Here is an 18,436-nt window from a genome sequence, read left to right as displayed (position 1 = left end):
GGGGAGAAGAATCGTCCCAGCTAATCTTTACGTGGTGAAGGCGACGGTGGAAGCGATTGGTGCGGACGCAACACCCGCATTGCTGACAGCCTATGCAGGTTGAGGTTTTCGCCCGGAGTTATCCCTACGTTTTCTGCTCGATGATCTGAAAAAAGTCACCAAGCTAACCTTGAGCTACAAAATTACCGAGCCGTCATTCCGGCGAAGGCCGGAATCCATGGTGAATGCGAAGCATGGATTCCGGCCTTCGCCGGAATGACGTTGAGGCAAAAATGGTGGATATTGGCGGCGAAAAGCCCATTTTTGAGTAGCTCAAAAACGTAGGAATACCTCAGGGTTTGCATCTCAATTTACGAAGAACGGGCTCTGCCGCCTCAGTGCGAAAGGTCGATAACATATACCGCCGTACCATCACCGTTGTCGCGCAGCTGGCGGATGTTGTGCAAACCATCGGCCTCCGCCAACGATTGTTTGTCGCTGGCGGACGTGAACACCACCGTGCCTTTCGTTTTCAGCCGTGCGAAATGCCACGACGCGTGCGGTAGATCGTCTACGCTAAGTGTCGGATGTGACTTCAACCATTGCGCAAGAATCTCGCGCGTGCCATCCGGCGAAGCGAACACGATGTTGCTGCCATCCAGGCCTGGGAAGCGTCCGCCGCCACTTGCGCGATAGTTGTTGGTGACGACAACGAAGGTTTGCGATGGCGTCACGGGTTTGCCTTGATAGCTCAGCTTTTCGATGCGCTGCCCCACCGGTTTGGATACGTCGATGACGTAGCGGATGCCGCCCTGGATCTGGTCGAAATTGAAGCCAGGGTATTTCGCGTTGACGAGTTGTTGTTCGCCTTCCGCCTTGGGATCGATGCGGTTGAAACGCTCGGCGGATTTTTCCAGCCAGGCCTTGAGTGCGGCGCCATCGATTTTCACGGCCGACAGCGTGTTCGGATAGAAGTACAGATCCGCCGCGCTACGTAGCGTGAGTGGGCCGGGTTGCACGTCGGTGTAGTCGTCAGGTCCGCCAAAGCCATTGCGGAATGCTGCCGCTGCGGCTAGCACTGGCGCGTTTGCCAGTTCCGGATGCGTGGCAGGCAGTTCATGCCGCACATCATCGATCTGCGCTGCATTCACGGGAGCCAGCGCGCTCATGTCGCCTTCGTCGGCGAAATAGCTGCTCATGCGCACCGCGCCCTGGCCGATCGGTGTGTTGACGTAATCGATCGCGGCTTGCTGGGTCTTGCCCACCACCAGCGAAATCTGCGGATCGGCCGGCACGCAGTTCGATGCGGAAATCGTGGGCTTGCCCGCGATCAGCATGGGCGGACAGATCGGCCACACCTGGCTGAAGGTCTTGCTCTTGTCGATCACCCAATGGCCTTGCTGGCGCATCATGGCCAGCCGGATCACGCCCAGGTCCTTGCCGAAGAACCCGCCCATCACGGCCGGCACGCCGCGCACGAAGCCGTGCTCGTCGTCGACCTCCGGCATGTTGGCGAAACGTGGGCCGGGGAAGTCGGTGTGCTCATGTCCCATCAGCAGCACATCGATGCCAGGCACGCCTGCCAGATACCAGCCGCCGTTTTCCATATCGGCGGTATATGCCGAGGTATTCATCCCGCCGTGCAGGATGGCGATCACCAGGTCGGGATGCTGCGCCTGGATCTCAGGCATGTATTTCTGCGCCGCTTCCACCACGCCGGTGACGGTCACCTTGCCCTGCAGGTTCTGCTTGTCCCACTGCATGATCGGCGGCGGCGTAAAGCCGATGATGGCGATCTTCAACGGCACGCTGAGCTTGCTGCCATCCGGTGTGAAGGCGGCGATCTTGCGCTTCACGATGGTCCACGGCTGGAAGATCGGCTTGCCGTCGCGGACGCTGTTCACGTTCGCCAGCACCAGCGGATAGTGCGGGCCGGCGCAGTGTTGGGCGGCGCCGCCATCCACATTCATCGGTGTGCCGGTGACCTGCGAGAGGAAGGGCAGGCCATAGTTGAATTCGTGGTTGCCGATGGTGCCGCCGTCGTAGCCCACCGCGTCCATGGCCTTGTAGATCGCGAGTTCCTCTCCGCATCCGACCTTTTGCACCTGGGCCTGGTAATCGGCCAGCACGCTGCCCTGGATGGTGTCGCCGGCGTCGAACAGCATGCTGTTGGTGTACTGCTCGCGTGCCTTGCGGATCAGGGTGACGGTGCGCTCGAAGCCCAGCGTCGGGTCGGCTTTCTGCTTGTAGTAGTCATAGCTGAGGATGTTGGAGTGAAGGTCGGTGGTTTCCAGCACGGCGATATCGGCACGCAGACCATCCGGCAGCGGCTGGGCCTGGGGTTGTGCGGAGTGTGGCTGGCTGGCGCATCCGGCCAGGAGGAGGGCAGCGGCAAGGGCGGTGAGGCGGGAACGTTGGCGCATGGGGCAGGTTCGGGAGCGTCAAATGCATGAACCTAGCAGATATGGGTGACAGTTCGCGTCTGCCGTGTCCTCTATGTGGCGGTCAAAAGACACTAAAATGACGCGACTTTGACAACCAGAAGAAAGCGCCTTTCCCGGCGCTGCCGATCCAGGGGACACCCATGCCGTTGATTCCGTTTCGCGCCTCGCGAAACCGCATAGCTGCTGTTTGCGCTTGGGGCTTTTTTGCCGTCTGCGTGTGGTTTACCGCGTGGCAGGAGCCGTTGCTGGAGCAGCGTGCGTTCGTATTCACGCTGATGCTGTGCGTGTTCGGCGTGTCGCTGTTTGTGTTTGCACGCATGGCTTTCGCGCTGGTGTTCAGCGGCGGACTGTTCCTGCTGCTGCGTGCCATCACCGTGTTGAAAGAGGAGTACCTGGAATCGCCGCTGATGCCGGCGGATTTCGTGTACTACGTGCGTTCCAGCTTGTTCGAAACCTTGCGGCGCTATCCGGACATCTACAGCGTTGGCCTGTGCGTCGTCATCGCCGTACCGATCGTGTTGTGGCTGGCGTGGTATTGCGATCGGGCATTGTTGCAACATTGGCGCAAGGCGCCGCGTGCTTTGCTGCGTGTGGCCGGGATAGTGTTGAGTGTGCTGGCGTTCTGGATCTGCCTGCTGCCCACCGGTCCCTTCGAACGAGTGCATGCGCGCGGCACGTGGGAAAAGATGTCCGATGATGCGGATCTCACCAATTTCTTCGTGAATCTGCGTGATTCCAGCGTACACGTGCCGGCCACATCCGATACTGCAACGGCGGCACGTGATTGGCAGTCGACCGCCACCGACGTACCGTCGACCGTCGATCCCAGCCACTATCCCGATATCGTGCAGGTGCTGGAAGAAAGCACCTTCGATCCCGCGCCCTTTACGCATTGCACCGTGCCTGAGTGCCACCTGGACATGTTCAAACCCGATGCACGCACGCGCGGCACCGGCGTGATGCGTGTGCATACCTTCGGCGGCGGCACCTGGGTCAGCGAGTTTGCGGCACTGACCGGCATGCCGCAGGACATCTTCGGGCCCGGCGGCATGTATGCGCCTTATGTGCTCGCCCCGCACGTGCAGGATTCGCTGCCGCGGCTGCTGAAAAAGCTCGGTTATCTCACGGTGGCCATCTACCCGACGCACGGCGAATTCCTCAACGGGCGCGATGCCTACAAGGCGTACGGCGTAGACCATTTCTACGGTGCCGGCGAGCTTGGCCTGGACGATTGGGATGAAACGGATGCCCAGATGTTCGATGCCGCCAAGCGCGTCTACGACAAGCTGAAGAAGCCGGGCCAGCCGATCTTCATGATGATCCTCACCATCAACCAGCACGGCCCGCATGATGATCCGATGTCGACCTTGCCCAAGCAGTTCCAGAATTTGCTGCAAGGCTTGCCGCCGGCTACCGCGTTGAACTTCGATACCTACCTGCAGCGCGTGCACGACTCCGACGTGGCGATGAAAGGGTTGGAGCACGATTTCCTGGATCGCGAGCAGCCGACGGTGCTGGTGCATTTTGGCGATCACCAGCCTTCCTTCGACGATTTGATGCGCACATTACCGCGCAACCTGCCGCCGTCGCTGGTGCCATATCAGGATTACTTGACCTACTACATGATCAAGAGCAACGTGCCCGGCGCAGCGTTGCCGACGTATCCGATGCTGGATATTGCGCATCTGCCGGGCATGGTGTTGAAGGCTGCCGACCTGCCGATGGATGCGTACTTTTCTGCGCTGACGTCATTGCGAGAGCGTTGCAACGGCTTGTATGCCGATTGTGCGGACAAGGCGCTGGTGAAGTCGTATTACGGGTGGGTTTTTAATCGGCTGCGTGTTTATCAGTGAGGTCAGGGAAGATTTTTCAACTGGCCTCAATTGCCATCAACGCTGCCGGTGTAAGCTTGCTCACAAACGAATACCTTCCTTAGCGATATTCCAAAGCAATTCTGGATTTGAGAAATTTTCGGGATGTTCCCACTCGTCCAGCCAGATGGGTAATGGCGAGATATTGATACCGGTCTCCAGCAGGACATCGAACGCCGTATCAGCCATCGCCAGCTTGGTGGTGAGGAAACGCTGGTGTTCACCTTGAAGGAGAATGGCCAGGTCCGCATTGCTATCGCGATGGTGAGTGCCGCGAGCCCGACTGCCATAAAGAATGGCTCCGGCCACCGAATAGTGTGACGCGATCAGCGCTAGAAAGCGCTGGATGGCTTGCTGGGTGTCCTGGTCGAGGTGGTGCATGGTACATCCTATGCACAGACAGCGAAGAAGATGCCGTTGTAGGTTGGGTTAGCGCAGCGTAACCCAACAACGCCGCCCACTTGAAGCGATGTTGGGGTTTGCACCCCAACCTACGCGGTAGCCGGATAAGCGACGCCGTTTACCCACGTCTCGCGCACTACCAGCGCGTCATCCATCACCGCAAAATCCGCTTGATACCCGGCTGCTATCCGGCCATGCGTGCGTTCCAGCCCAATCCACGCTGCCGGATAGCCGCTAGCCATCCGTGATGCTTCCGCAAGCGGCAAGCCAAGCATCTGCACGGTATGGCGCACGGCGCTCGCCATGTCCAAGCCGGAACCCGCCAGCACGCCGGCTTCGTTTTGGCAAATGCCGTCGCGCATGATGATGGTCTGGCCGTTGAGCACGTAGTCGGGGCGGGCGCTGCCGACGGGCGGCATGGCGTCGGTGACCAGTACGCATTTGCCGCGCTGCTTGGCTGCGATGGCGACGCGCAGCGTCGCGGGATGCACATGGTGGCCGTCTACGATCAAACCGCACCAGCTATATGGATCGTCCAGCGCGGCACCCACGACACCCGGATCGCGGCTGGCGAGTGGCGTCATGGCGTTGTAGAGATGGGTGAAGCCGCACACCCCGGCATCCAGCGCGGCGCGTGTGGTGGCGTAATCGGCGGCGGTATGGCCGGCGACGACGACCACGCCGGCGCCAGCCAGGCGTGCGATGACCGGCAGCGGTACCTGGTCCGGTGCCAACGTCAGCATCACCGGACCTTTGTGCGGAGCGATCAGCGCTTCGACATCGTCATCATCTGGCAGCCGGAACAGGTCGGCGTTGTGAATGCCCTTGCGCGCATTGGCGAGGAAGGGCCCTTCCACGTGGATGCCGAGAATGCCCGGCACGCGCTGCTCGATCGCATCGTCTACGGCCTGCAACGCGGCGCGCATGATGTCTGCCGTATCGGTGATCAGCGTAGGCAGCATGCCGGTGGTGCCGAACTGGCGATGCGCTTCGACGATGCCGCGCAAGGTATCCACGCTGGGATCATCGTTGAACAGCAAGCCACCGCCGCCGTTCACCTGCACGTCGATAAAGCCAGGCAGCAAAAGATGGCCATGCAGATCGTGTTTCTGCGCATCGGCAAGGCGTGGATCGTCATGCGCAACGATCGCGACGATGCGCTTGCCGCGTACCAGCACAGCCAGGCCTTCGCGGGGGCCGTGGTCGCCGAGCACGCGGCCGTTGACGAGGGCGATAAGCGGATTCGGAGGCATCACACCGTCTCCGTGACCTTGCGCAGATGCGGTGGTACGTCCGGATCGTAGCCGCGTGCCAGCGACAAGGCGCTGGCGGCGCGATAGAAACTTTGCACGGCCAGCAGCGGCGTGACGATCGGATCGATGCCGCCAGGCAGCGGCAGTGCATCAGGGCCTTGTGCACCAGGCGCCGCCACCCACACGCGTGCACCGCGCGAACGGAATTCGTTGGCGACGGCGAGCGTGTTTTCCAGCGTGCCATCGTCCTGTGCGAGGAACAGCACCGGAAAGCCTTCGCCCACCAGCGCCATCGGGCCATGCTTCACTTCAGCGGCGCTGAATGCCTCGGCATGCAGACCACAGGTTTCCTTGAGCTTGAGTGCCGCTTCCAACGCGGCGCCGAAACCGTAGCCACGGCCGACGACGAACAGGTTGTGCACGCCGACCAGCCCTTGCTCCAGCGCGCTCCAGTCGCCATCCCAGCCGCGGCGCAGATCGTCGGGCAGACGCGCGATCGCGGCATGCAGTTTGTCGTCATTGGACCAATGCGCCGTCAGCTGCAGCACGGCAGCGAGCGTGGCGAGATAGCTCTTGGTCGCCGCCACGCTGCGTTCGGGGCCGGCGCGCAGCGGAACCACCGTGTCGGCCAGGGCTGCGAGCGGTGAATCTTCAACGTTCACCAGCGCAATCACGTAAGCACCGGCCTGCTTTGCTGCTTCTGCGCTGCGCAGCAGATCGGGGCTCTTGCCCGATTGCGAAATCGCCACGAACAGCGCGCCATCGAGCTTGAGGTTCGCATCGTAGATGGACGCGATGGATGGCGACGCGGAGGCGGTGACCAGGTTGAGCCGTGTTTCGAAGACGTATTTCGCATACGCCGCAGCGTGATCGGAGCTGCCGCGCGCGCAGGTGACGATGAAGCGCGGCGGATTCGCGCGCAGTCGTTCGCCGAGCGCTTTGAGGATCGCTGCGTTTTGCGTGAGCTGCCGTTCGACGGTAGCGGCGCTTTCCTGCGCCTCGTTGTACATCAGGGTGTCACGAGCGGATTTCATGGAAACTCCGGAAAAGATAAGACGCAGTAAGCCTTTCCTCTCCCTGTCGGGGGAAAGGATTCAGGTGAGAGATAAGACTGGACGATCAGGTCTGCCGCGGCGGCGCCGTCGATCCGCGCACCACCAGTTCCGGCATGAAACCTTCGTTGGCCAACTCGTTGCTGTTTTCGTGCTGCAAACCGCTGATCAAGCGCAGCGCCGCATGCCGCCCGATCTCGCTGGTCGATTGCCGCGCCGTGGTCAGCGCCGGCCACGCCTGCTTGGAGAACGGGCTGTCCTCGAACCCGGCAATGGAAAGATCCCACGGCACATCCAGGCCCGCCGAACGCGCCGCGGCCAGCACGCCTGCGGCAATCTCGTCGTTGCAGCCGAAGATCGCGGTGGGCGGCTCTTTCAGCGCCAGCAATTTGCGTGCGCCGCGAAAGCCGTCGTCGAAGGCGTAGCGTCCCGGCAGAATCAGCTTGCGATTGAGCGGAATACCGTAATCCTTCAGCGCATCCGCGTAGCCCTGGTAGCGCTCCGGACTGGAGCGGTGATGCGGTTCGCCCCACAAAAAACCGATGCGCGTATGCCCGAGTTGGATCAAATGCTCGGTAATCGCATAGGCCGCGTCGTGGTCGTCCACGTATACGCAGGGCATGCTGTCCTTGGGGTCTTCGCGTGCGGCGATGATGCGCACGAAATCCACATCGTTCGCCTTCAGCGTGGCGAGCAGGGCGGATTGCTCCGACATCGGCGGCGCCAGGATCAGTCCGGCCAGGCGTGCGCGCTGCACCAGCGAGACCAGTTCCTCCGCCAGGCCCGGCGCGGTCGAATCGCAGGGATAGATCTGCAAGCCGAAACCGCGCTCGCGGCAGGCCGACAGCACGCCGTTCTGCATGTCGATCACGTAGTGCGCGTTCGGGTTGTCGTACACCAGGCCGATCGCATACGCATGCGAACTGCTGCGCAAGCTGCGTGCGGAAGGATCCGGATGGTAACCAAGCTGCTCGATCGCCCGTTCCACCTTCTCGCGGGTCTCGGGTCGTACGGCCGCCTCGTGGTTGATGACGCGGGAAACCGTCTTCAACGAAACGCCGGCGTGTTTGGCGACGTCCTTGATGGTGGGGCTGTGCAACGAGAGATCCTCCCGGGTATCGGGTGGGCATCGTAGCCCAGTGACCCGGCTTATTGGTGGTGAAAGGGTGTGCGCCTGACTTCACGAAGCCGCCTTAACCAGCGTGAGTGCCCACGTTGTGGCCGCGCATTCCGTAGTAAAGGATGTAGAGATAGCACGGCACGATGACAATCACGAACGCGAGCTGGAAGTCGATGTATTGCTTCAGGTGCACGAACGCCTGCGGCAGCAGCGCCCCGCCGACGATGCCCATGATCAGCACCGCCGAACCCAGCTCGGTATGGCTGCCCAACCCCTTGATCGCCAGAGGGAAAATGGCCGGCCACATCATGGCGTTGGCAAAGCCGAGTGCGGCAACAAAGGCCACCGATACATAGCCGTGCGTGACGTAGGCGCCGATGGCGAACAGCACGCCGAGCACCGCCGACACAGCCAGATAGCTCTGTTGCGAGATGACGCGCGGAATCAATGCGGAGCCGAGCAGATAACCCGCCAGCATCGCCGCCATGGTGTAGGTGGTGAAGTGCGAGGTCACTGCCAGCGGCAGGCCGAAGCCTTGGCCGTAGGTGTTGATGGCATCGCCTGCCATCACTTCCACACCGACGTAGAGGAATAGGCAAAGCACACCCAGCCACAGGTGCGGGAAGCTGAAAATGCCGCCTTTGCCATGCCCGATCGAGCGTTCGCTGTTGGCGCCGGAAGGTTTGATCTCCGGCAGCGAGGAAAGCAGGATCCAGATGGCCAACACCACCAGCATGCCGGCCAGGCTCATATAGGGCCAGAACACGCGTGCGGCAAAGTCATTGAGCAGGCCTTCGCGCGCCGGACCTTCGGCCATGCCGGTCACCTGGCCCAGAAAGGTATCAATACCCTTCATGACCAGCGCGCCGAATGCCAGCGGCGCCAGTGCGCCGGCCACTTTGTTGCAGATGCCCATCAGGGCAATGCGCTGCGCAGCACTGTCGATGGGACCAAGAATGCTGATGTAGGGGTTGGAGGCGGTCTGCAGCAGCGACAAGCCTGCGCCGATCACGAACAAACCGGCGAGTGCACCCGGGTAGATGCGAATGCGCACGAACTCGCCGAACAGCGCCGCACCGATCGCCATGATGAAAAGACCCAGCACCATGCCTTTTTTCATGCCTGTGCGTTTAAGCACTGCGCCAGCGGGTAACGCGAGTACGAAATAGGAAACGTAGAACGCAAAGGGGACTAGAAACGCGTTGATGTCGTCCAGCGTGAAAGCCACTTTGACGAACGAAATCAGCGGCCCGTTGAGCCAGGTGAAAAAGCCCATGATGAAGAACAACACGCCGATGATCATCATCGGCAACAAGGTCGACGTGCGTGGCGCGTCGGCGGTGTAAGTGGTGGACGACATGTAGCGCTTTCCCCGTGACAGAACCCGATGCCGACAACCGACATCACCGTAACGACCTTTATTGTCCTCAAGGCACAACGTTGTCAATCAAAGGCTTTTTGCAGCACCGACAACGTGCGTCATTTGGCTCCAACGAGCGCCTCGACGTGGTGCGTCGCAGCAGTTGCAAGGATAGGCCATTTGGCCTACATGATTGATCTAAAAATGACCATCTGTCAAAGGGTTAAAAACTTGCAGATGTAACCATGCGGCATGGCATTTCGCACTGCGGCACAGGTCGCTAGCGTGCTTGTGTTTCCACCTGTTGACAGCGTTGTCATTCCTGACCAGACTCCGTCACCGAAACGTACCTAGAGGGTTGCCCTGCAAGTTCTGTAGGGGAGGTGCGAAAAAAAGCGTGAGGAGGGGGCGTGGCTCAGGCTGTGGTACATGGCAAGGCGCAATCGGCGTTATCACCGGAACCGGCGTTTCTGGCCGCCGATGTCGGCGGTACGCACGCCCGCATCGGGCTGGTCAGCCCGCATCCGGATGGCCGTCGCCCCGTGACGGTGCTGGAATACCGCCGCTATGCCTGCGCCGAATGGCCAAGCCTCACCGCGGTGTTGAAGGATTTCGTCGCACAGCTCAGCGCAGATACGCATGTCGAGCATTGCGCCGTCGCCAGTGCCGGTTATGTGCTCGGCGATGCCATCGTCAACGACAACCTGCCGTGGCCTGTATCGATACGCGATATCCGCGAAAGCCTGGGCATTTCCCGTCTTGCCGTCATCAACGATTTTGAGGCGGTTGCCTACGCCACGCAGTTCATGACCCAGGCCGATACCGTGCCGGTGATCGAAACCAGTGCGCCGCAGGTGCCCGGTCCGGTGCTGGTGATGGGGCCGGGCACGGGTATGGGTTCGGCTGTGCTGTTGCCAGGCAAGCCGCACGCCACCGTGCTGGCCACCGAAGCAGGGCAGGTTTCATTGGCGCCCGGCAACGAATTGGAAATCGAAATACTGCGCTGGCTGGCGCGCAATCGCTCTTACGTTTCTTTCGAGCACGTGTTGTCCGGCCCCGGCCTGCTGAATCTGTACAACGCCATCTGCGCCTTGCGTGGCGTAACGTCAAACCTGCAACTGCCGTCCGACGTCACGCGCAACGCCGTGGAGCGCACGGATGCTGCCGCGGTTGAAGCCTTGAACGTGTTCTGCGGATTGCTCGGCAGCTTTGTCGGCGATCTCGTGATGCTCTACGGCGCGCGCGGCGGGGTATACCTCGCGGGCGGCATCCTGCCGCAGATACGCGACTTGTTGCTGTCGAGCACGTTCGCCGAGCGCTATTTCAACAAGGGCGTCATGCGCCCTTTTCTGCAGCAAGTACCTGTTCGACTGATGGAGCATGGCCAGCTCGGCGTGATCGGCGCTGCTGGTTTGTATCTGGATGGTCAGCACGCGCACTGATGTGTGCGTGAGAGATGTAAAGGGTTGAGGAAGTGTTCTGAAACGAACCGGGCGAAAGCCCATACGCCACGCAGTACGGACATGCCGCGAACATATTCCGTGCTGAAAAAACGCCTCTGAGGGGAGGAAGCCATGTCACATCGCAAGTCCCTGCTCGCCGCGAGCATTATCGCCGGCCTATGTTGTCTGTCCGGTGCGTTGCATGCACAGGATACGAGTCAAACCGCAACGACCGGCACCAGCAGCACCAACAACGGTCAGACGGAGCAGCAAGCCGAACGTGCCAAAAAAGCCCAGGTCACCCAGCTCTCGACGGTGACGGTCACGGGTATCCGCGCCAGCTTGCAGGCATCGATGGATACGAAGCGCAATGCCGATGCCATCGTCGATGCGATTACCGCCACGGACATTGGCAAGTTCCCCGCCACCAACGTGGCTGAAGCGCTGGAAGAAGTGCCTGGCGTCACGCTCGACCATTCACTCGCCGCGACCCAGCGCGTGAGCATCGATGGCATCGACCCGAGCTTGAACCTCACTTACCTCGACGGCCACCCGGTGGCGCAAGCGCTTTGGTTGTATGGCGACAGCCCGAATCGCGGCTTCAACTATTCGCTGCTGCCGGCGGAAATCCTGGGCAAGCTGGAAGTCTACAAGAGCCCTGAAGCACGTCTGCCGGAAGGCAGCCTTGGTGGCTCGGTGTTCATGCACACGGTGCAGCCGCTCGACGTGCCGGCCAACACACTCAGCGGTTCGTTTGGTACGAACTACAACGACATGACCGACAAGAACCGTCCGAACGGTTCGGTGTTCTACAGCTGGCACAACGATTCCAAGACCTTCGGCGTCGATGTTTCCGCGCAGCACTATGAGCAGGACACCTCGCGCCAGGGCCAGGAAATTTTCAGCTACACGCCCGTGTCGTCGATCGCGGCGGTGAATCCCGCCATTGCGGCTGAAGTTGCGTCCGGTCAGCTCAAGGGCTCAGATCAGATGCCGACGGAAATCAACTCCGCCAACTTCCAGCAGATCGAAAAGCGCAACAGCATCCTGGTCAATCTGCAGTACAAGCCGAACGAGCATTTCGATAGCACGCTCAGCTTGATGTACATGAACGACAATCTGAACAACCTCAACACGTCGTTGTATCCGATTGCCGGTTTCAACTTCGCCGGCATCTCGCACCTGACTGCCGGTCCCAACGGCATTGTCACTTCCGGTACCCAGGTCGGTACGCCGTGCTACCAGGCAACCTCTTGCACGAGCACTGCCGAGAGCTTCCAGGACAACGATGCGCGTCATTCATTCATCCGCACCAAGGGTATCGACCTGCGTGCGAACTACTATGGTGACGGCTGGCGCCTTGGTGGGCAGGCTGGCGTAAGCACATCCGAAAATCACATCAGCCAGGCCTTCAAGGAGCTGTTCTACGGCGGCGGCTTCAACTGGAGCATTCCGAACGGCTTTACGTATACGGATCCGTCCACGGCCAACAATCCGAACTACTGGGCCGACAATGATTTCGGCGGCAACATCGGCTACAAGCTGTACAAGGCGCGCGACGAATACGGTCAACTTGATTTCAGCAAGGATTTCGACGGCTTCTTCAACGAGTTGCTGGTGGGTGCCCGCTACGCTTCGCACTGGGAAAGCCAGAGTCTGCTGATCTACCGTGGCGTGCCCAATATGACGCTGAATCAGATCGGCTACGGCGGTCTTACCAATCTGCAGGGTGCATCAGCGATCGGCTTGACGGGCAGCTCGGTACAGCACGTTCAGACCTGCGGCTATACCTGCATCTACAACGCCGTGCTCGACAACGGCCCGCTCGTCGCAAACGACCCGGTGGACTACTGGGACAACACCTTCAACGTGCAGCAGCAGAACACCGCCGTCTATGGCCAGTTGAACTTTGGCAATGACGATCTGCACGGCAACTTCGGTGTGCGTTGGGTGCGGACCAAGATCACCTCGTACGGCTATTACATTCCCAGCAGTTGCCTGGTGCCAGGTGCGGACGGCAATGTTTCGTGGAATTGCAATTTCGGACCGGGTACCGGTTACGTCGGTCAGACCTCCACGCATAACAACTGGCTGCCTGCGTTCAATATCGCGTACAACCTGACGCCGGATGTCATCCTGCGCGGCGCGGCGTCGGAAACCATCGCCTACGCACCTTACAACCAGTTGGCGCCCTACTTCGAAGCCAACGACACCACGCTCACCGCCACCGGCGGCAACCCGAACCTCAAGCCTTACCGTTCGCTCAACGCTGATCTCTCCGCCGAGTGGTATTTCAATCCGCACTCGCTCGTCGCGGTATCCGCCTTCTACAAGAACGTGCTGAACTACGTCGTCAACGCGTCGTCGTTCGAGCAGCGTGAGAACGGCTCGTGGGGTACGTTCTATCCAGGCCCGATTGGCCAGATGCTGGTCAACAATGGATCATGTAATACGGCGGGCATGTGTACCTACAGCGTATCGGCTCCTATCAACGGCGGCCGGGCCAAGGTCAGGGGTGGCGCGATCACCTATCAGCAAGCCTTTGGCGATAGCGGCTTTGGCGTTCGTGCCAACTACACCTACTCCCTTGCGCGTACCGCCTCGGGTGGCGACCTGCCGTACAACTCCAGGAACTCCTACACGCTGGCGCCGTACTTCGAAATGGGGCCGTATAGCGCGAGCATCTCCTACAACTACCGCAGCAAGTACTTGGCCGGCGGTTACGTAGCCGGTGCGCCGGACTCCTATACCGGTAGCTACAAGGAACTGGATGCCTCGGCGGCGTATGCCTTCAACAAGCACTTCTCCGTGTCCTTCGACATGCTGAATCTGCTCAACTCCGTCTACAAGCAATACCTCGGGCCGACCACCGCGATGCCGCTTAACGAGTACGTCAGCGGTCGCGAGTTCATGCTCGAAGCGCACTTCAAGATGTAACCAGGCCGTTTTCTTCTTCCCCGCCAAGGACCTGGTGATGGTTTGCCAGGTCCGATTTTTTTTACGGGAAGCGCTTGATGCCAAGAAATACTTTCAGCGCCGTGTGCGTTGCGAAGCTGTCTTTCAGGAGTGGCGGAATGAAGTCGGTCATGCGATTTGCCTTGGCATGCTTCGGTTTGTGGTCTGTGCACGGATGGGCAGCCGGGCCGACGATTCTGGTTGACCAGGTCGGCTACGAACGGACCGCAGACAAACAGGCGATTGTTTCGGCGGATGCCGGCCAACCCCTGCACGACTTCGAGATCATCGATACCAGCACCGGCAAGCCGGTGTATTCGGGCACGCTGCAAGACACCGGCTCCATCGATAACTGGGGCAAACAGCACTATTGGCGTGCCGACTTCTCCTCCATGAAAGCACCAGGCCGCTATGTCCTTCAGTTGAAGGACCATGATGCCTGTGTACGTTCCGACGAATTCCTTGTGCAGGATGATGTGCTGGAGCGCAATACGCTCTCCAACATCATTTATTACTTCAAGGGCCAGCGCGCCAGCGGCGAGATGGACAAGGCAGATCGCCACCTGCCGCATCCGGACGGACAGTCCGGTACCTTGGATATTCACGGTGGTTGGTACGACGCGACGGGTGATTACGGCATTCATTTGTCGCACCAGAACCTCACGTCGTATTTCAATACGCAGCAACTGCCTTTGGTGGTGTGGGGCCTGCTGCGCAGCTATCAGCAGCTTGATGCGCGACACGATCCGAATTTCAAGCAGTATCTGCGCCGTCTGCTTGATGAAGGTCTGTTTGGCGCGGATTTTCTGGTGCGCGACAAGCGGCCCGACGGTTCTTTCTATGAATCGATCGATGCACCAGGCAAGGACAAACTGGCACAGGACCGCCGCATTGGCGATCCCAACTGGCGCACGCAGATCAAACGCAATGCTGGCGATGTCGGCGCTCAGATAGAGCAGCCGCCGCGAGGGCCTCATGCTTATGAAGCGAGCTTTCGCGCTGGCGGCGGCATGGCGATTGCGGCGTTGGCGCTGGCCAGCACCATGAATATCGATGGCGATTTCACCCGCCAGGACTATTTGCGCACCGCTGAAGACGCCTATCGGTTCCTAGATGCGCACAACAAAGAGTTGCTCAACGACGGTGTGGAGAACATCGTCGACGACTACTGCGCGTTGCTCGCGGCAACCGAACTCTACCGTGCCACGCATGACGAGACCTGGCGCCAGGCCGCCGATCGTCGTTCGCAAAGCCTGATGGCGCGTCTGGTCACCCATGACGCGCAAAAAGATTACTGGCGCGCCGATGCCGGCACGCGCCCTTTCTTCCACCCAACCGACGCCGGTTTGCCAGTGGTCGCTCTGATGGAGTACGACCTGATCGCGACGCCTGTGCAGCAATCGGCAGTGCGCGACACGGTGCGTCGCTCGCTGAGCTACGAGTTGCATGTGACCGGTGCAGTAAACAACCCGTTCGGTTACGCGCGACAGTTCGTGCGCATGGGCAACGGCAGGCTGCGCACAGCCTTCTTCTTTCCGCACGATTCGGAAGCTGCGCCCTGGTGGCAGGGTGAGAACGCGCGCATCGCCTCCCTGGCCGCCGCAGCGCGCATGGCAGAGCCCCTGTTCTCTGGCGATCCCGCGTTCCAGGCCAAGCTGGAAGATTACGCCTGGAACCAGCTGCACTGGATTCTAGGCCGCAACCCCTACGACACCAGCATGTTGATGGGCAGCGGCCAGCGCAATGCGCCATACATGTTCTTCCGTTCCTACGAATACACCAGCGCGCCGGGCGCGATCATCAATGGCATCACGGCCGGATTGGACGACGAAGACGGGATTGCCTTTGACCTGGGCTACGCCCAGACCGGCCGTGACGACGACTGGCGTTGGACCGAACAATGGTTGCCGCACGATGCGTGGTATTTGTATGCGGTGAGCTTGCCGCATGATTGAGTGGGAACGGCATGCTGGGTATATGCAAATTTCATCGAAACGCGTAGGTTGGGGTGCGAACCCCAACATTTCTGTGCACCTATGCAACCCAATGTTGGGGTTTGCACCCCAACCTACGTTCAACCTTCGCCGGAATGACGACTGAGCAACGTGCACATCCCGACTAAAAGGAAAATGCATGCGATTCGCCGCTTTACTCCTTTGCCTGACTTTATGTGGTCTCGTCCAAGCCACTCCTGTCTCGCTGATCCCGCTGCCCGCGCAGTTACAGCAGACAAAGGGCTCCTTCGAGGTCGATAACGGCACGTCCATTGTCGTGCCGGCGAACGACCAAGCTGCGCATGCATCGGCTCAGTATCTTGCTGATCTCGTGGCGCACATTCGAGGTATACATCTCGAAGTGAAGGAGGGGGAGGCCAGTCATACGATTGTCTTCCAGCGCAGCCCCCCAGCATCGCACGCTGAAGGCTACACGCTCGACGTCACGCCACAAGGCATTCGCATCGAAGCCCATGACGACGCCGGCCTGTTCTATGGCGCCGTCACCCTCTATCAACTGCTGACGCCAAACGCGCAACAAGGCGGCGTGCAAGTTCCGGCACTGCATATCAGCGACTGGCCCCGCTTCGCCTGGCGTGGCGTGATGCTGGATTCCGCCCGCCATTTCCAATCTGTTGACGACGTCAAAGCACTGCTCGAGCAGATGGCCCAGCACAAGCTCAACGTGCTGCATTGGCATCTCACCGACGACCAGGGTTGGCGCATCGAGATCAAACGTTATCCGGAACTCACGCGCACCGGCGCCTGGCGCACGCCGCCGGATGCCGGACATGATGGCGAGCCGCAGCGCTACGGCGGTTTCTACACGCAAGACCAGATTCGTGACGTCGTGGCGTATGCGGCTGCTCGACACATCACTGTCGTTCCGGAAATCGATATGCCCGGCCACGCCCAGGCTGCGGTGGCGTCGTATCCGAAATTCGGTGTCACCGGCAAACGTCCGCAAGTGTCGGTCGATTGGGGTGTGAATCCCTATCTCTACAACGTGGACGACGCGACCTTCCAGTTCATCGACAACGTGCTCGATGAGGTGATGGCGCTGTTTCCCTCGCATTACATCCATGTCGGCGGTGACGAAGCGATCAAGGATCAGTGGAAGGCTTCCGCCGCCATCCAAGCCAAGATCCACGCGTTGCATCTCAAGGACGAGGACGCCTTGCAGGGCTGGTTCATCGGCCGCATCGGCAACTATCTGTCTGCGCACGGCCGGCGACTGATCGGTTGGGATGAAATCCTCGATGGTGGCGTGCCGCCCGATGCCACGGTGATGTCCTGGCGCGGCACGGATGGAGCAATCAAAGCTGCCAAGCTGGGCCATGACGTGGTGATGTCGCCCGCACCGGACCTCTACCTGGACAGCCTGCAAAGCAATCTCCCCGATGAAATCGCTGGCCGCGATCCAGTGCGCAGCCTGGAAGACGTCTATCGCTTCAATCCCGTTCCCGCCGTATTGAATGCAGCTCAGGCCGCGCACGTGCTGGGTGCGCAGGCAAACGCATGGACCGAGCACATGCCGAGCATGCAGCATGTGGAACACGCCGCGTTCCCACGCCTGGATGCATTGAGCGAAATCGTATGGTCGCCAGCATCCACGCGTCATTGGAAGGATTTTCTTGCGCGTCTGCCGGCGCAATTCCAGCGCTATGCCGCGCAGCAGATCGACTACGCCGACAGTGCTTTTACGCCGGTCATCCAAGTCGATGCCAACGCCACGCTGAAGAGCGGAAAAGCACGGGTGACGCTTTCCGATCAAGCCGCTTATGGCGACATTCGTTACACGACAGACGGCAGCGTTCCCAACATTCATTCAACGCTCTATGTCCAGCCCTTTACCGCGGCATGGCCCGTCACGATCAAGGCGGCAACGTACGCGGATGACGGTAGCGTACTGGCTGCCGCTCGTACACGCGTGATCGATCGCGATCACTTGCTGTCGCGCGCCGGGATTGAACTTGCCAATTGCGCCGGCAGCGATTTCCGCCTCCACGTGCAACCGATGCCAGATGCCACCAGCATGTCGCCGGTATATGCCATCAATGTCTTCGATACGTGTCAGCAATATCCAACTGCGCCCCTCGACGGCATCGCGTCGATTCACGTCGAGGCGGCGCGGCTGGAGCGCAACTACGCTCTCGCGCATGACATCAAGCTGGTAGTGTCGCGACCGCACAGCACGCCGTACGGCGAATTTGTCGTGCATCTAGATCGTTGCGATGGATCGGTCATAGCGACGGCGCCATTGCCGAATCCGTCGACCAGTCCCCGCCGGTTCGCGCTCGACGCAACCGTGCCCGTGCAACACGGTGAGCACACCTTGTGCCTGATATTCACCGCGCCGACCGACGGGCCTTTGTACGCCTTCGACCGCGTGTCGCTGGTGCCGTCCGATGGGGACAAGTCCAAACCGTGAGCGTGCCGTCGTAGCGCCTGCTTGCTCTGCAGGCGCTGCATAGCAGCACAAGGGCCGTAACACCCTCGATATACTGCCACCCAAGCGCTTCACGCCTTGGGGAGGCACGCGGCCGAGATGATCACGCCGGAAC

General features: G+C 60.3%; 11 protein-coding genes. 5 read left to right on the top strand and 6 right to left on the bottom strand.

The genetic code is table 11. The features are described from left to right. Positions 1 to 374: 374 nt before the first annotated feature. Positions 375 to 2,402 (bottom strand): bifunctional 2',3'-cyclic-nucleotide 2'-phosphodiesterase/3'-nucleotidase, encoded by a 2,028-nt coding sequence (locus IEX75_RS08015; protein WP_188793697.1) that lies wholly within the window; start codon positions 2,400 to 2,402, stop codon positions 375 to 377. A 161-nt stretch (positions 2,403 to 2,563) separates the two neighbouring features. Here IEX75_RS08015 and IEX75_RS08010 point away from each other — a divergent pair, with 161 nt between their 5' ends. Beyond that, complete coding sequence (locus tag IEX75_RS08010; protein WP_188793696.1) at positions 2,564 to 4,276, top strand: LTA synthase family protein; 1,713 nt, start codon at positions 2,564 to 2,566, stop codon at positions 4,274 to 4,276. Between the two features lie 60 nt (positions 4,277 to 4,336). Here the strand turns inward: IEX75_RS08010 and IEX75_RS08005 are convergent, their stop codons facing one another. The 5 genes from IEX75_RS08005 to IEX75_RS07985 all read right to left on the bottom strand — a co-directional run bounded on the left by IEX75_RS08005 (position 4,337) and on the right by IEX75_RS07985 (position 9,481). Then, positions 4,337 to 4,675 (bottom strand): nucleotidyltransferase domain-containing protein, encoded by a 339-nt coding sequence (locus tag IEX75_RS08005; RefSeq protein WP_188793695.1) that lies wholly within the window; start codon positions 4,673 to 4,675, stop codon positions 4,337 to 4,339. 110 nt (positions 4,676 to 4,785) lie between these two features. Beyond that, the gene (nagA, locus tag IEX75_RS08000; protein WP_188793694.1) at positions 4,786 to 5,949 is read right to left on the bottom strand and encodes an N-acetylglucosamine-6-phosphate deacetylase; all 1,164 of its coding nucleotides are present in this window, start codon (positions 5,947 to 5,949) and stop codon (positions 4,786 to 4,788) included. Further along, positions 5,949 to 6,983 (bottom strand): SIS domain-containing protein, encoded by a 1,035-nt coding sequence (locus IEX75_RS07995; protein ID WP_188793693.1) that lies wholly within the window; start codon positions 6,981 to 6,983, stop codon positions 5,949 to 5,951. The genes nagA and IEX75_RS07995 overlap by 1 nt, the downstream gene beginning before the upstream one ends. A gap of 85 nt (positions 6,984 to 7,068) precedes the next feature. Next, entirely contained in the window at positions 7,069 to 8,100 is a 1,032-nt protein-coding gene (locus tag IEX75_RS07990; protein ID WP_188793692.1) for a LacI family DNA-binding transcriptional regulator, read from the bottom strand. 94 nt (positions 8,101 to 8,194) lie between these two features. Beyond that, positions 8,195 to 9,481, bottom strand: a complete 1,287-nt coding sequence (locus IEX75_RS07985) for a sugar MFS transporter (RefSeq protein WP_188793691.1) — start codon at positions 9,479 to 9,481, stop codon at positions 8,195 to 8,197. A 410-nt stretch (positions 9,482 to 9,891) separates the two neighbouring features. Here IEX75_RS07985 and glk point away from each other — a divergent pair, with 410 nt between their 5' ends. From glk to IEX75_RS07965, 4 genes are all read left to right on the top strand, one after another. After that, the gene (gene glk / locus IEX75_RS07980) at positions 9,892 to 10,923 is read left to right on the top strand and encodes a glucokinase (protein ID WP_188793690.1); all 1,032 of its coding nucleotides are present in this window, start codon (positions 9,892 to 9,894) and stop codon (positions 10,921 to 10,923) included. A 132-nt stretch (positions 10,924 to 11,055) separates the two neighbouring features. Further along, positions 11,056 to 13,860 carry a TonB-dependent receptor gene (locus IEX75_RS07975; protein ID WP_188793689.1) on the top strand — a complete coding sequence of 935 codons (2,805 nt, stop codon included), beginning with the start codon at positions 11,056 to 11,058 and terminating at the stop codon, positions 13,858 to 13,860. Between the two features lie 149 nt (positions 13,861 to 14,009). Beyond that, on the top strand, positions 14,010 to 15,833 hold the full coding sequence (locus IEX75_RS07970; protein WP_229720694.1) for a glycoside hydrolase family 9 protein: 1,824 nt from the start codon (positions 14,010 to 14,012) through the stop codon (positions 15,831 to 15,833). 178 nt (positions 15,834 to 16,011) lie between these two features. Further along, complete coding sequence (locus IEX75_RS07965) at positions 16,012 to 18,303, top strand: beta-N-acetylhexosaminidase (protein WP_188793687.1); 2,292 nt, start codon at positions 16,012 to 16,014, stop codon at positions 18,301 to 18,303. Positions 18,304 to 18,436 lie beyond the last annotated feature (133 nt).

The sequence above is a fragment of the Dyella nitratireducens genome, assembly GCF_014642835.1.
In the GTDB taxonomy this organism is placed as follows: domain Bacteria; phylum Pseudomonadota; class Gammaproteobacteria; order Xanthomonadales; family Rhodanobacteraceae; genus Dyella_B; species Dyella_B nitratireducens.
Note: the sequence above shows the minus strand (reverse complement) of the source record. Positions and strands in the feature narration are given on the sequence as shown.

Coding starts and splice junctions, on each gene's coding strand:
- IEX75_RS08015 (WP_188793697.1), bottom strand. CDS start 2,402: ATGCGCCAACGTTCCCGCCTCACCGCCCTTGCCGCTGCCCTCCTCCTG.
- IEX75_RS08010 (WP_188793696.1), top strand. CDS start 2,564: ATGCCGTTGATTCCGTTTCGCGCCTCGCGAAACCGCATAGCTGCTGTT.
- IEX75_RS08005 (WP_188793695.1), bottom strand. CDS start 4,675: ATGCACCACCTCGACCAGGACACCCAGCAAGCCATCCAGCGCTTTCTA.
- nagA (WP_188793694.1), bottom strand. CDS start 5,949: ATGCCTCCGAATCCGCTTATCGCCCTCGTCAACGGCCGCGTGCTCGGC.
- IEX75_RS07995 (WP_188793693.1), bottom strand. CDS start 6,983: ATGAAATCCGCTCGTGACACCCTGATGTACAACGAGGCGCAGGAAAGC.
- IEX75_RS07985 (WP_188793691.1), bottom strand. CDS start 9,481: ATGTCGTCCACCACTTACACCGCCGACGCGCCACGCACGTCGACCTTG.
- IEX75_RS07975 (WP_188793689.1), top strand. CDS start 11,056: ATGTCACATCGCAAGTCCCTGCTCGCCGCGAGCATTATCGCCGGCCTA.
- IEX75_RS07970 (WP_229720694.1), top strand. CDS start 14,010: ATGCGATTTGCCTTGGCATGCTTCGGTTTGTGGTCTGTGCACGGATGG.
- IEX75_RS07965 (WP_188793687.1), top strand. CDS start 16,012: ATGCGATTCGCCGCTTTACTCCTTTGCCTGACTTTATGTGGTCTCGTC.